The organism is Hoyosella sp. YIM 151337 (assembly GCF_026041215.1).
Taxonomy (GTDB): domain Bacteria; phylum Actinomycetota; class Actinomycetes; order Mycobacteriales; family Mycobacteriaceae; genus Hoyosella.
On record NZ_JAPEIQ010000021.1, the window covers coordinates 1 to 13,908 of the forward strand.

General features: G+C 62.1%; 13 protein-coding genes and 1 pseudogene. 5 read left to right on the plus strand and 9 right to left on the minus strand.

The window, feature by feature from the left end; genetic code table 11:
- A pseudogene (locus ONR57_RS09525) lies at positions 1–258 on the minus strand (hypothetical protein); the annotation flags it as partial.
- 117 nt (positions 259–375) lie between these two features.
- Positions 376–1,629 (minus strand): LuxR C-terminal-related transcriptional regulator, encoded by a 1,254-nt coding sequence (locus tag ONR57_RS09530; RefSeq protein ID WP_265123038.1) that lies wholly within the window; start codon positions 1,627–1,629, stop codon positions 376–378.
- A gap of 166 nt (positions 1,630–1,795) precedes the next feature.
- On the opposite strand from ONR57_RS09530, the gene ONR57_RS09535 reads away from it, so the two are divergent.
- The 3 genes from ONR57_RS09535 (at position 1,796) to ONR57_RS09545 (ending at position 5,139) form a co-directional block, all read left to right on the plus strand.
- Positions 1,796–2,881, plus strand: a complete 1,086-nt coding sequence (locus ONR57_RS09535) for an S-(hydroxymethyl)mycothiol dehydrogenase (RefSeq protein ID WP_265123039.1) — start codon at positions 1,796–1,798, stop codon at positions 2,879–2,881.
- Positions 2,878–3,510, plus strand: a complete 633-nt coding sequence (locus ONR57_RS09540; RefSeq protein WP_265123040.1) for an MBL fold metallo-hydrolase — start codon at positions 2,878–2,880, stop codon at positions 3,508–3,510. Before ONR57_RS09535 ends, ONR57_RS09540 begins: the two co-directional genes overlap by 4 nt.
- 123 nt (positions 3,511–3,633) lie before the next feature.
- Entirely contained in the window at positions 3,634–5,139 is a 1,506-nt protein-coding gene (locus tag ONR57_RS09545) for an NAD(P)/FAD-dependent oxidoreductase (protein ID WP_265123041.1), read from the plus strand.
- A 30-nt stretch (positions 5,140–5,169) separates the two neighbouring features.
- Here ONR57_RS09545 and ONR57_RS09550 read toward each other — a convergent pair whose 3' ends face one another.
- From ONR57_RS09550 to ONR57_RS09570, 5 genes are read right to left on the minus strand one after another with little or no spacing between them, the layout of a single operon-like run.
- Positions 5,170–6,024, minus strand: a complete 855-nt coding sequence (locus ONR57_RS09550; protein ID WP_265123042.1) for an aldo/keto reductase — start codon at positions 6,022–6,024, stop codon at positions 5,170–5,172.
- A complete protein-coding gene (locus ONR57_RS09555; protein ID WP_265123043.1) occupies positions 6,021–7,055 on the minus strand; it encodes a Gfo/Idh/MocA family protein in 1,035 nt (344 codons plus the stop codon). Before ONR57_RS09555 ends, ONR57_RS09550 begins: the two co-directional genes overlap by 4 nt.
- Positions 7,055–8,047 (minus strand): Gfo/Idh/MocA family oxidoreductase, encoded by a 993-nt coding sequence (locus ONR57_RS09560; RefSeq protein WP_265123044.1) that lies wholly within the window; start codon positions 8,045–8,047, stop codon positions 7,055–7,057. Before ONR57_RS09560 ends, ONR57_RS09555 begins: the two co-directional genes overlap by 1 nt.
- Positions 8,047–9,036: a Gfo/Idh/MocA family oxidoreductase gene (locus ONR57_RS09565; protein WP_265123045.1), complete on the minus strand. Its 990-nt coding sequence runs from the start codon at positions 9,034–9,036 to the stop codon at positions 8,047–8,049. Before ONR57_RS09565 ends, ONR57_RS09560 begins: the two co-directional genes overlap by 1 nt.
- Before the next feature lie 16 nt (positions 9,037–9,052).
- Positions 9,053–10,243, minus strand: a complete 1,191-nt coding sequence (locus ONR57_RS09570) for a phytanoyl-CoA dioxygenase family protein (RefSeq protein ID WP_265123046.1) — start codon at positions 10,241–10,243, stop codon at positions 9,053–9,055.
- A gap of 103 nt (positions 10,244–10,346) precedes the next feature.
- Between ONR57_RS09570 and ONR57_RS09575 the strand changes: the two genes are divergently transcribed.
- Complete coding sequence (locus ONR57_RS09575) at positions 10,347–11,369, plus strand: LacI family DNA-binding transcriptional regulator (RefSeq protein ID WP_265123047.1); 1,023 nt, start codon at positions 10,347–10,349, stop codon at positions 11,367–11,369.
- A gap of 9 nt (positions 11,370–11,378) precedes the next feature.
- Here ONR57_RS09575 and ONR57_RS09580 read toward each other — a convergent pair whose 3' ends face one another.
- Entirely contained in the window at positions 11,379–12,203 is an 825-nt protein-coding gene (locus ONR57_RS09580; protein ID WP_265123049.1) for a DUF2182 domain-containing protein, read from the minus strand.
- A gap of 3 nt (positions 12,204–12,206) precedes the next feature.
- A complete protein-coding gene (locus ONR57_RS09585) occupies positions 12,207–12,833 on the minus strand; it encodes a DUF1326 domain-containing protein (protein ID WP_265123051.1) in 627 nt (208 codons plus the stop codon).
- A gap of 105 nt (positions 12,834–12,938) precedes the next feature.
- Here ONR57_RS09585 and ONR57_RS09590 point away from each other — a divergent pair, with 105 nt between their 5' ends.
- Positions 12,939–13,904 (plus strand): threonine/serine dehydratase, encoded by a 966-nt coding sequence (locus tag ONR57_RS09590; RefSeq protein ID WP_265123053.1) that lies wholly within the window; start codon positions 12,939–12,941, stop codon positions 13,902–13,904.
- The last annotated feature ends 4 nt before the right edge of the window (positions 13,905–13,908 follow it).

Here is a 13,908-nt window from a genome sequence, read left to right on the forward strand (position 1 = left end):
ACACCTCCCAGTACCAGCCGGCGCTGGGAGAACCCGCCCTCCACTAAAGCCGGGGCGATTCACGGTGGTGTATTCCCCCCGATCATATGCCCGCAGCCAGGGCCGCACAGTCGACTCATCCAGCCGGAACTCACGCAGCAGCCGGGTCTTCGCGCCACGCTCGGTGCAATCCTGCCAGCGGCGCACAAAATCCAACCGGAACGCCAGCGAAAAACTGCGCTTCCCAGTCAGAGACCGGCCAATCTCAACATCACTCATCACGGGAATCCAATCCCCGCCCCACCCATCAAAACGGTGTCTCACCACCACCCTGACAAATAGGGCATGACGCGGGCAAATTCCCAACGGGCGGGCGTACTTAGTCCAGGACCCTCGCTAATCCGACTGCAGCCCAATCGCTATCGCTTCGCCACGGGTCGACACACCCAGCTTCTTCAAGATCCGTCCCACATGGAACTTCACGGTGCTTTCACTGATTTGGAGTTCATCCGCGATCGCCTTGTTCCGCTTTCCGCTGGAAAGCTGGGCCAGTACTTCACGTTCGCGGGCGTTCAGCTCGGCGAGCAGCGGTTCGTGGGACCGGGCGGCGGGTGGGTCTAGCGGAAACGCGATTGTGAGGCTGCTTCCCCAGTTCGGCAACACCTCGATCGACACGTCGGCACTGAGGGTCCGCGCGCGCGGATCCAGCTGGCGGCGCAACGTATCGCTGTCGAGTGTTCCCGGACCTTGATCTCGGATGTCTACCGTGAGACTGACACCGTCGCAGTACCAGCCGATCCGTATGCGGGAGGAGCCCGATTGGGCGGCGAACGCAAGTGTCCCCGTGGCGGTCATCGCTCTCGCGGCGTACGCGATCTCGCCCGGAATAGGCCGTCCACTGGCTGGTGGCGATATGTACTCGAGGTCGACATTGCGGTCACGCAGCAAACTGTCGATCTCGCGACGCAGCAGCTTGAAAGCGTGGGGCGGCGCTTCTTCAGAGAGATCGCGGTCATGGGTTTGTGTCGAGCGCAGCGCGAGCAACGCTGCCGTGGCGGATTCGCGCGCGGTGACGCGCGCGCGGGCGTCGTCGAGTGCGCGCGAGCGCAGCGCCGAGAGGATCGCGGCCAGGCTGGCTTCGTGTGCCGCGGTCAGTTCGGCGATCGTGCGTGCACGCTCGGCTGAGGCGGCTCGCGATTCCGCCAGATAATCTGGGCTCGCTTGCTCCACCTGCTGCCGGATGGACGTCGCGACCAGCCCGAAAATGGACGCGAGTTCCTCGTCGTAGGGCGCGGGTGTGCCCGGCGTCCGTGGCACCAGCACCAGCAGGGTATCTGTTGTGTCACGAGCAACCCAGATCCAGCGCGCCTGCCCCCCGAGTTGCTTGGTGCCAGAATAGCCGCCAGCGGGCCGCGCGTCGTTCTTGATCGCTTCGAGTTCGCTGATTGTCACGGCTTCGACGATTCCAGTGTCACCCGCCACTTTGCGCGGGCGCCCAGTGCATTCCCGCGTGAAAATCACGAGCGCACTGTGCGGCCACCGGGGCTGCAAGAACTGCGACAGCCGGTGCGCGATCTCGAAAAGTGGACCTGCTATGACCTGCCGCAATGCCCGCAGTTGGTCCGCACTGAAGGGTGGCTGAGTCGACATCTGGTTCCTGCCTGCTGACGCGTTGGTCGTCTATCCCAAAGTCTAATGAGAACTGATCGTACGGATAGACGTCTGCGCTGCGACAGACCGGTAGCTTCAGTAGTCAGATGCGCAATCGTGCATTTAAGTACAGCCCCGCACATGGCGTTTTAAGGAGTGACTGTTCATGCCGCAGCAGGTTCGAGGGGTTATCGCCCGGAAAAAGGGCGCTCCCGTTGAGTTGACCGACATTGTCATCCCCGATCCCGGCCCGGGCGAAGTCGTTGTCGACATCGCTGCGTGCGGGGTCTGCCACACCGACCTCACCTATCGGGAAGGCGGCATCAACGACGAATTCCCGTTCCTGCTTGGTCACGAAGCTGCGGGCATCGTCGAGAGTGTCGGGCCCGGCGTCGATTCGGTTGAGGTCGGCGATTTCGTAGTGCTGAACTGGCGAGCAGTGTGCGGGCAGTGCCGCGCCTGTAAACGCGGTCGTCCGCACCTCTGTTTCAGCACGTTCAACGCGTCGCAGAAGATGACGCTCACCGACGGTACCGAACTCTCGCCGGCGCTCGGAATCGGCGCGTTCGCGGAGAAGACACTCGTCCATGCCGGCCAGTGCACCAAGGTTGACTCGACCGCCGATCCGGCCGTCGTAGGTTTGCTCGGCTGCGGCGTGATGGCCGGGCTCGGCGCCGCCGTCAACACCGGCAACGTCGGGCGTGACGACACCGTCGCCGTCATCGGCTGCGGCGGTGTGGGTGACGCAGCGATCATGGGGGCCTCGCTCGTTGGCGCGCGGAAGATCATTGCGATCGACCGGGACGACAAGAAGCTCGAGTGGGCGAAACAGCTCGGCGCTACCCACACCGTCAACGCAGCTCAAGCGGATTCCGTGGAAGCGGTACAGGAGCTCACGGACGGTTTCGGTGCGGACGTCGTGATCGACGCCGTCGGACGGCCGGAAACCTGGAAGCAGGCCTTCTACGCTCGTGACCTTGCCGGGACCGTGGTGCTCGTCGGCGTTCCCACACCAGACATGAAACTCGAGATGCCCCTGCTTGATTTCTTCTCTCATGGTGGCGCGCTGAAATCCTCGTGGTACGGCGACTGCCTGCCCGAGCGCGATTTCCCCACGCTCGTCGACCTGTACTTGCAGGGCCGCTTGCCACTCGAGAAGTTCGTCACTGAACGAATCACCATCGATGACGTCGAAAAGGCATTCGACACGATGCACGGCGGCAACGTGCTCCGATCGGTGGTGGTCCTGTGAGCGGGAAGCTGCGCATCGACCACGTCCTCACCGCCGGGGTATTCGAACTCGACGGCGGCTCCTGGGACGTCGACAACAACATCTGGCTGATCGGTGACGACGATGACGTCATCATCGTCGACGCGGCACACAACGCGAAACCGATCATCGCTGGTGTGGGCAACCGGCATGTCACCGCGGTCATCTGTACCCACGGCCACAACGACCACGTCACGGTTGCACCCCAACTCGCCGCCGAGCTGCACGCCCCCGTGCTGCTGCACCCCGGAGACGAGCAGCTGTGGGAAATGACTCATCCCGAAGAGAAGCACTGGAACCTCAGCGACGATCAGCGCATCGCCATCGCCGGTACCGAAATCGAGGTCATACACACGCCCGGACACTCGCCGGGATCCGTGTGCCTGTACGTGCCGGAAGCCAAAGCCCTATTCTCGGGTGACACGCTGTTCTCCGGCGGCCCAGGCGCGACCGGCCGGTCATTCTCCGACTTCCCCACAATTATCGGATCGATCCGTGACCGGCTGTTCACCCTTCCTGAGGACACCCGTGTGTATACCGGTCACGGTGACGGCACCACGATCGGCAGCGAAGCGCCTTATCTCGAGGAATGGATCCGGCGCGGGTATTGAGTTCTCGTCTTGACACAACGCTAAACCCCGTAGCGAGCACCACCTCGCTGCGGGGTTTTCGCGTGCTTAATGGCATTCTTGAGAGAGGCCCGGCGTCCCCGGCAGGGCAGTGAGGATTCCGCAATGGCGCGCACACAGCAGAAGGCTCCGTCCGTCGCGATCGTCGGTGCTGGCTTCGGCGGGATCGGCATGGCCATCAAGCTCAAAGAAGCCGGTTTCTCAGACATAACCCTCTTTGAGAAAGCCGATGACCTTGGCGGAACCTGGCGTGAAAACACCTACCCCGGCGCGGCATGCGACGTTCCTTCGCACCTTTACTCATTCTCGTTCGAACTCAAACCAGACTGGGGTCGCCGGTACGCAGGGCAAAGCGAAATACTCGGCTACCTCCGCCACTGCACGGACAAGTACGACGTCAAACGGCACATCCGATTCGGCACCGAGGTAGCTGCCGCAAAGTTCAGCGAAGACGCGGGGACCTGGGCGCTCACCCTTAAGGACGGGAGCACGCACACGGCGAACGTTCTGATCTCGGCGTGCGGGCAGTTGAGCCGCCCGGCGTATCCGCGTATCCCGGGCCTTGCGTCGTTCGGGGGCGAACTGTTCCATTCGGCCACATGGAATCACGAGTATGACCTGACGGGTAAACGGGTCGCTGTTATCGGCACGGGGGCCTCGGCGATCCAGTTCGTGCCGGCTATCGCTGCGCAGACCGAACGGCTGACTGTATTTCAGCGCAGCGCTCCGCACGTCATACCCAAAACGGACTTCGCGTATCCGCCGATACTGCAGACGGCGTTCCGGCGAGTCCCCGGCGCGCTGCGCGCAAGCCGATGGGCTACCTACGGTGAACTCGAGCCGCGAGCCCTGATGTTCACCAAGTTTCCGCAAGTCTCAGCGGTGTACGAACGCAAATTCTTGCGGAACCTTCGTCGTGAGATCCCCGATGAAGCGCTGCGCGAAAAACTGATACCTAGCGACCCGATCGGGTGTAAACGCGTGCTGCTATCCAACGATTGGTATGCCGTATTGCGCCGCCCGAATGTCCACGTGGAAACCGCCCCTATCAGCGAAATCACATCGTCCGCGGTGATCACCGCGGAGGGTGTCGCGCACGATGCTGACGCAATCATCCTTGGCACCGGATTCAAAGCCAACGACTTCCTCGCCCCGATGCGGATAACTGGGCGGAACGGCGCAGAACTCAATACCGTGTGGCGCGACGGCGCTGAAGCCTACCTCGGGATCACCGTCGCTGGCTTCCCGAACATGTTCCTGCTTTACGGGCCAAACACCAACCTCGGGCACAATTCCATCATTCTGATGCTTGAAGCACAGATTCAGTACATCCTCGACGCCGTCCGCCACCTCCGCGACGAGCAGCTCACGTGGCTCGACGTGCGACCTGAGATCCAGAACGCGTTCAACAAGACAGTGCAAGAGCGCATGGCGTCGACGATCTGGGACCGTGAGTGTACGAGCTGGTACAAAAACGCAGCCGGTAAGAACACCAATAACTGGCCGGGTTTCACCTTCGCTTACTACGCGGCGACGCGGAAACTGAATCCCGCCGATTATCGGTTCGCGCGCAACCGCGCACCCAAGATCGATTCCAGCACACGTCAGTAGTACGCACCCAGACGAATACCGGGTTCCGGCTCAGAACTCTTCGTACACCCGCGGGTCCTGACCATTCACACGCCAGCCTGTCTCAAGCCCAGCAATCGCGGTGAGATCGCCCTCGTCCAGTTCGAAATCGAACACATCGAGGTTCTGCGCCAGCCGCTCCTGTGACGATGCTTTGGGGAAAGTCACTATGCCTTGCTGGATGTGCCATCGCAACACTATCTGCGCAGGTGAACGTCCATGCTTCTGCGCGACGGTCAACAGCGCGGGCTCGTGTAACAGGTCACCCGCATTACCCAGCGGTGACCACGCCTGTGTCACGATGCCGCGCCGCGCGTTGTCGGCGCGCTGGAACTGCTGTTGCTCACGCGGGTGCAGTTCAATCTGGTTAACGGCCGGGGTGGTCGACGAGTGTTGCGCCAATCGGTCGAGGTGTTCCGCCATGAAGTTCGACACCCCGATAGCGCGCGCCTTACCCGCTGCAAGAAGCTCTTCCATCGCATTCCATGACTCGATGTACTTCCCCACCCTCGGCAGCGGCCAGTGGATCAGGTACAGATCGACGTATTCGAGGCCGAGCCGCTCCAGACTCGCATCGAGAGCCTTCTTAGCGGCATCGAGTCCCTGTTCGCTTCCCCGCAATTTGGTGGAGATAAAGACGTCCGCCCGAGCGAGTCCAGAGTCGCGGAAACCGCGTCCGACACCAACTTCGTTTTCGTAACTCGCTGCGGTGTCAATGAAGCGGTATCCGAGCTCGAACGCCGTGCGCACAAGCTTCTGGGTTTCGTCAACACCGATCCGGGCCGTGCCTAGCCCGATCTGCGGAATCGCCACCGGCTCAATCGTTCCGTTGCGCAAGGTGATCTGCGGAACTGCGGGGAAACTCACGAGGTCTGCTCCTCAACAAAAACGATGCCGAGTTCACGGCGAATCGTGTCCATTACCGACATGGTGGCGATTGAATCCGCGAGCGGCCGAAGGGCGCTTTCCGTTCGGCCATCAGCGATGGCCCGTGCTACGGCGGCGGCCTGAAAGTGTAAGCCCTCGTGGCCGATTGCCGGTTCGGTGTAGTCGAGGCGGCGGCCATCCGGCGCTGTGACATGAAAGTCGCCTGGGATCATGAACGGACCGTCGATCGTGAGCACACCTTCGGTACCGGCGATTACCGCGGTACTCGGAGTGAACGCGAAAAGCGTGGTGTGCACCGTAGCGAGCGTGTCATTCTGCCCTTCAATCACCGCAGCGATCTGGCCATTGACCCCGGTCGGCGCAGGTGTCCCGAATGCCTTGACCGCGGTCGGCGCACCAAGAACTGAGGTTGTGAGCGCGATCGGATACGTGCCGAGATCAAGCAGCGGCCCGCCAGCTAAATCCTGCCGGAAGATGCGGTGCCCGGGGGCGAAGTACTCGCCATAATCGGCGTCCACGGAGCGGATTTCACCCAGCACGCCATCAGCGAGTATCTGCCGGATCACATCGAACTTCGGCAGAAAAAACGTCCACAGCGCCTCCATGCAGAAAACACCCTGCGCTGCCGCGATTTCCGCGATCTCCCTGGCCTGCCCAGCGTTGAGCGCGATCGGTTTCTCAATCAGTGTGTGCTTGCGGGCCTTGAGGGCGAGCATCGCGCAGGCGTGATGGTGATTGTGGGGTGTCGCGACATATACGACGTCAACATCGGTGTCACCAACAAGCTCGTCGTATGAACCGTGGGCCCTTTCGATCCCGAACCGCTCGGCGAACGTCGCGGCGCTCTCTGCGGTGCGGGAACCGACGGCAACCACCCGCTGACTGCTGTGTTTGTGCAGTGAGTCGACGAATCGTTGCGCGATCCAGCCGGTGCCGAGAATTCCCCAATTTAGTGCCGGAGCTTGGCGCGGGTCCGGGGTGCGTGGTGTGGGGAGGGTCGCAGGAAACATTAGATCTCCGGAACTGTAACGGCGACGGTTTTCCCGCCACCGTTCATGGACGTGATGACAGCGTCAGCAACAGCGCTGGCTGCGAGGCCGTCGCGGGCAGACGCGAGCGGTGTGGCGGTTCCGCTGATAATTGCGCCGACCCAGGCTTGCAGCTCACGGCGGTAGGAATCCGCGAAGCGGGGGCGCCAATCCGCCGGATAGCCAGTGCCGCGACGGCCAGCAGCGTCAATAACTGTGCGGTCCGGTTTCGTCACCTGTACGGCACCCGTCTCGCACACGACTTCACAGCGGACGTCGTAGCCATATGCGGCGTTGATGAACGTTTCTGCGGTCGTCAGCACACCATCAGCGGTACGGAGCAACATGATTTGCGGATCCTGCAGTTTCTCAGACACTCGGCTCGACCGCTTGGGCGCATGCCAGCTCACTTCGACAATCGGAGAGCCGAGAAGCCATGGCACCGTATCGAATTCATGCACTGCCGAGCCGGTGATCGAAAAAGCCGAATCGGCGCCCGGGTACGACGCCACATTGCGGTGGCTGAAATGCACGAGCAGAGGGTTACCCAGATCGCCCGACCGAATCGTGGAACGGAGCTCAGCGAAGGCGGGATCAAATCGCCGGTTGAACCCCAAGGAGATCAGCCCTGCACCGTTCTCTGCCGCAACGACCGCCGCGGCCTCCTTTGTCGTTGGCGCCAAGGGCTTTTCGCAGAGCACCGGCTTGCCCGCCTTGACACACGCCATCGTAAGCGCAGCGTGTGTCGAGTCATGTGAAGCGATAAGGACGGCATCGACTTCGTCATCGTTGATAAGAGCGATGCCATCCGTGGAGACAGCTGCCGAGGTGATCTCAGCGCTGAGCTGAGCGGAGCGCTCGGTGTCGATATCGGTGACTCGCGTGACGACGGCACTGGCAACCGACCTGTGCAGGGTGCGTGCATGATCGGCGCCCATCACGCCCAGGCCAATGATCCCAACTCGTACAGCCATCACATGCTCCCTAGCGCTTTGGCGGGTGTTTCCACAGGCACGAACTCGCCTCCAGACTGCATCGACCTGATAGCCGCATCGGCGACAGCGCTCGCGACGAGACCGTCATGCGCGCCCGCCAGCGGCGAAGGGAGCCCGCCACTCACCGAATCTACCCAAACCTGCAGCTGCAACCGGTACGCGTCCGCGAAGCGGGGCCGCCAGTCCGCCGCGTACTGCATGGCACTCCGCAGATCAGCGTCAACGACCGTCCGCGCCGGTTCAGCGAGACGCACTGCACGTGTTTCACACACCACCTCGCAGCGAATGTCGTAGCCGTAGCGCGCGTTGAGATAAGTCTCGACTGTGCTGAGCACCCCGTCTTCGGTCCGCACGAGCATCACCTGCGGGTCCTGAAGACCCGTGACACGAGGTGATTGCCTTCCGGCGTGCCAACTGACTTCAGCAACCGGGGAGTCCAGCAGCCACGCGATGGTGTCGAAGTCATGGATTGCGGAGCCCGTGATCGACATCGCGGAGTCCACTTCCGGGCAAGATTGAACGCCCCGGCTGCGAGTGTGGACTACCAGTGGTTTCTCGATCGCCGCCTTCAGTTCGGCGTATCCGGGATCGAAGCGACGCATGAACCCCAGGGAGATCAGACCGCGTCCGCGTTCGTGGGCAACAACGTCAGCGGCATCCTTCACGGTAGGCGCGAGCGGCTTCTCGCACAGAACCGGCTTCCCCGCCTCGAGACAAGCGATGGTCAGGGGTGCGTGCGTGGAGTCATGCGAAGCGATCACTACCGCGTCGACGTCCGGGGCGGCGATAAGTTCCAATCCGTCCGATGCAGCGGTAGCGGAGGGTACTTGCGCCGTGATCTCCGCCGCGCGTTCCGAATTGATGTCAGCGACGCGTGTGACGGTCGCGCCTGACACGAACCGGTGCAATGTCCGGGTGTGGTCGGTGCCCATGTTGCCGAGACCGATCACACCAATCCCGATACTCATGAAACTCCTGTCCCTCTCAGTGGGTCAGCTTGCGCGCGGCTTGCGCGTGCAGAGCGTCTTGGAAAACAGCCCGCGGCCATCCCTCGCTGAGCGCGCGCCACACCAGCTCAGCTTGTGTTTCAGGGTTCAGCGACCCGACGGGCTGGTCACGGTCGAGATTCGTCGGAAACGGGTACGCCTCAGCCGATGCGAAGATGACGTTGCGCAGCAGAGCATCTGGAACACCCGCTTGACGGTATTTCAGCAACGTTGGGTAGATCGCCGCGCTGATGCGAGTCCGGTCGACGGAACCGAGCGCGCGCCCGAAGGCTGAGGAGATCTGCAACAGGTTCGCCATGCGGGCAACGTCCGCCGAGTGATTTGAGCCAGCACCGTGGAAAAGCGCCGGGTTGAAGAAGACAGCATCTGCCTTCGACAGCGGCAGTTGAACGTAGTTGTTGTCGAAGTACTCACGAAACTCGGGGAGCGCCGTTGCCAGGTATCCGGGGACATAACGCTGCGAGTATGGCAAGTACATCGTTGGCCCCGTCTCTACGGGCATGTCGCAGTGCGCGACGGCGCCCTGCAACGTCATGAGCGGCGACAACTGATGGACATGCGCCGGGAACCGGCCCGCGAGGTCCTGTTCCATGAAGCCGAGGTGGTAGTCACGGTGCGGTGACTGTGCCTTGCCCCCGGGATTCACAACGTTGAGGTCAGCGACAACCTGGTAGTTCGGTCCCAGCCACGCTGTGGCAACAAGGGGGATGATGTCGTTGGCGAAGTAGTCGGCGAACACGTTCGGATAGCGCACCGCAAGTTTTTCGAGTGCGCCCCATAGCCGGTCGTTCGCGCCCGGTGCGGCGAAATGATCGCCCTGCTTGACACCGGCTGCGCGTTGCTCGTCAAGCAACTGGTTGAACGCGTCAGTCGCGCGGTCGATCACCGTGGTGTCCTCCCAGGCCCGCTCGAAAACGACAACCCCTGGACCTTCGAGCAGTGCGTGCGCAAGCTCCGCCTGTACGGCTTCGGTGCGCCCAGCGACAATCGCCGCGCGCATTGCCGTGTTGTAGATGGGGACGTTGCGCTCGATGCGGTCCGCGAACGGGTACTCAGCGGCATCGGTGGTTTGTTCGACGAGCGCGCGGAACGCGACGAGCGAACAATCGCCTGTCGTGAGCCATCCGGCCCGGACAGTGACAGCAGGGGCGGGCAGAGCGAGGCTCATCGGTGTTACTCCTTCCACAGCAACAGCGCGTTGAGATCTATTCTTGAAGGACTGCATCCCTCACACAACGGCTGAAAACCGTCAAAAACCTGTCAGGAATCGCATGCCGCATCCGTTCCGCATTCGCGAGATAGCCGAGCAATCTGGACTCAGTGAATCGACAGTCGACCGTGTCCTCAACGAGCGCGGCAACGTCCGCGAAAGCACTGTTGAACAGGTGCGGATCGCGATAGCTGACCTCGAGCGTCAGCGCGCCCAACTGCGCATCGGCGGCCGGACATTCTTGATCGATGTCGTTGTCGATTCGCCACCGCAGTTCGCGGCGATGGTTCGAACCGCACTCGAAGCCGAGTTATCCTCCCTGCAGCCCGCAATCATCCGGGCGCGATTCCATTTCACTGAGGATGCATCGCCACCGGCGGTGAGTTCAATGCTCGCGAAGATCCGCCAGCGGAAAACTCACGGCATCATCCTGAAAGCACCCGACTCGCCCGCAGTCGCGGAGGCGATCGACGCCGTGGGCGCGCCGGTCGTCACCCTCGTCACCGACGTCCCGGCCAGCAGGCGAGTCGACTACGTGGGGCTTGACAACCGAGCGGCGGGAGCGACCGCTGCCTATCTAATGACACAGTGGTTCGGCGAACGGCCGGGCGATGTGCTCGCGGTACGCGGCAGTGGCTTGTTCCGCGGTGATGACGAGCGGGAGATGGGTTTTCGCTCGATTCTCCGCGCTAGCGAGCCGCAACGCCGTCAGTTCGACGTTCTCGATCCCGGCGGCTCTCCCGAGCGGCTCTACCGGGATGTACGCGGACTCCTAGAACGAGAACCGGATATACGCGGTGTGTACGCGATGTACTCGATGGGGCACACCGCGATCATCCGAGCGTTCGCAGACACCGGAATCCGCTACCGCGCCTACATCACGCACGACGTCAACGACGAAACGCGCGCACTCCTGCACCGCGGCAGCATCTCAGCGGTGCTGCATCACGACCTGCGCGAAGATCTTCGCCGCGCGTGCCGGACCATTCTGCAGGCGCAGCGCGCTCTTCCCGGCCCGATCGTGTCCGCGCCATCCCCAGTCCATGTTGTGACACCCCACAACATCCCGTACGCGTTGCGCTGACGCGCGCCGCTACATCGTCATCGCCGGCATCTCGGGTGTGAAGACTTCAAGCAGGTGTGGCTGCGCAAGCACCACCACCCCGAAGAGCGCCACAGCAGTGCCCACCACGCGGGTGAACCACGCGTCACGTGAGAGATGCTTCTCCACCAGGAAGATCAGCGCGATCCCGGCCATCCATACCAGATTCATGAGGCCAACGACGAAGAGCACAGCCATGAGCGCCCAGCAGCAGCCAAGGCAGTACAGCCCATGGGAAGCGCCCGCCCGGAACGCGCCGCTGAGACTGGCGCCGAAATTATGGGTAGCCAGGAACGTGAGCGGTGTCCTGCACGCGTGCAGGCATGTCTGCTTCCACGGCGTGAATTGGTAGAGGCCCGCGATCACAAGCACTATCCCAGCTGCTGTAGCAATCCACGCTGTTCCGTGCGCGACGTCACGGAAGGCCACGAGCATAACCAGCGGCACAAGCCCGGTCACTGCCCAAATCGTCAGATAACCCGCCCCGAACACCACAGTGGCGCTGACCCCATGCCCTGCCCGGCGCATCACCATCCGGTGCAGCAGAACTATCGGCGCGACCGTGGGAAACATCATCGCAACCATCATCGTGGTCCACATGCCGAGGAAGACGAAAACACCCATATCGAAGGGCATGGCGGCGCCAACCGCGGCCAGTCCCATCGTCATACCATCCATGCCTGGAGCGAGCGCGATAATGCGCCACCATGCGATCGCGGCCAAGAGAAGCAGGGCCGCTGCTATGGCGATGGTTGCCCGGCGTTCCAGCACCGAATATGCGGTACGCGGCGTATCGCGGCGAGTTACCTCAACCATGAGTTAAGGTTGCGCAGCTGGCGCCATGCGGTTCTCGCTCGACCATTCGACGTGCGAATAGTAGGCGTTGTTGCCCGCGTGATCGAACGTCACACCGTCCGCGTCGAGTATCAGGGTCGATGTAGTTCCAATCTGCCCGTCCTTGAAAATGAACCCATCTTTGAGCACCATATGTGGTTCGTGCTTTTCACCAGTGACTGGGTTTTTGAAGCTTTCCATCTGAATTACGAGCTTGTCGCCCACTTGTACACGCGAATCAGTGTCCCGGTCGTCGATTTCGATAGATTCGAAGAACGGCCCGTGCACTTCGCTCACGGTCGCCGCGAGGATCTCCCATGGCAGGCCAGGGTCTTCTGCTGTGAGTATCGGCAGCAGCGCCTGCTGTTGTTCTTCGGTCGCGTCGATAAACAACGCCATCACACCGTTGCCTTCGTGAATCGCACCTGGCCATTTAACTGCGGCGGCGACCTTCGCGTCCTTTAGGTCGACGCCATCGCGCTCCCCTTCCGTGACGTAAAACCCGACGGTGCCTTCGCAGAATCCGTGGGTGGGGAAGCCGCTCATGTTGCATGGACACCCCAGCGCGCAATTGCACGCTTCGTAGTAGTTCGCTTTGATCCTCCAGGACATGTGCCCACCTCCTCATGCGAGGTCAGAGCTGCGCGCAGCCGCGCATATTGATCGTCTCACCAGCAGATACCACGTGCAATCCCCGAAACGGGATACGCTCTGCGCATGGCACTCGTCACGATCGGCGACGTCCGGAGGGCCGCGACCCGGATCTCAGAGCATGTCGTCAGAACACCACTCATTCCGTGCGCACGGCTATCTGACGCACTCGGATTGCGCGTGCTCATCAAGCCTGAGAACCTTCAGAACACAGCGAGCTTCAAGGTTCGCGGCGCGCTCAACACCATGCTGACGTGGCAAGAGAACGGCACCTTGCCCGAAGGTGTCGTGGGTTATTCCGCAGGAAATCATGCTGCGGCGGTTGCCTACGCTGGCCAGCGGCTCGGCGTCAAGGTCATCATCGCGATGCCGTCCAACGCGGTCGAGTCCAAAGTCATCAATGTGCGCCGGTACGGCGGCGAAATTGTGTTTACCGATGATCTTTTGGGGACGTGCGAGGAGCTAGCTGCGCGTCACGGATTTCCGGCGCTGCTTCCGTTCAACCTGCCCGAGGTGATCGCCGGGCAGGGGACCGTCGGATTAGAGATAGCGGAAGACCACCCGGGGGTCGACGCTGTGATCGTTCCGGTAGGCGGCGGTGGACTGATTAGTGGCATTGGCGCAGCGGTCACGGCCCTTTCGCCAGCTACCCGCGTGATAGGTGTCGAACCCGAGATATCGAATGCGCTTGCGCTTGCGCTGCGCCATGGCGAAGTGCGGAACCTCGATCCGGTGCGGCCGACGATCGCGGACGGATTGGCTGCCCCACGGGCTGGTGAACACACGCTGGAGAACGCTCTGCGCTATGTCGACGAAATGGCGACGGTCAGCGAGGACGCGATCACTGCGGCCTGGGCGGACATGGCGGACGCGACGAAACTGATTGTGGAACCAGCAGCAGTGGTGGGCCTCGCCGCGCTGCAAACCGGTGCAGTGACATTTCCGCCCGGATCGACAGTTGTCCTCGTTGCCTCCGGCGGGAACGCCGATCTCGTGAAACTCTCCCAGGTGCCGCGATCCACTTCCGGCTAGCCCC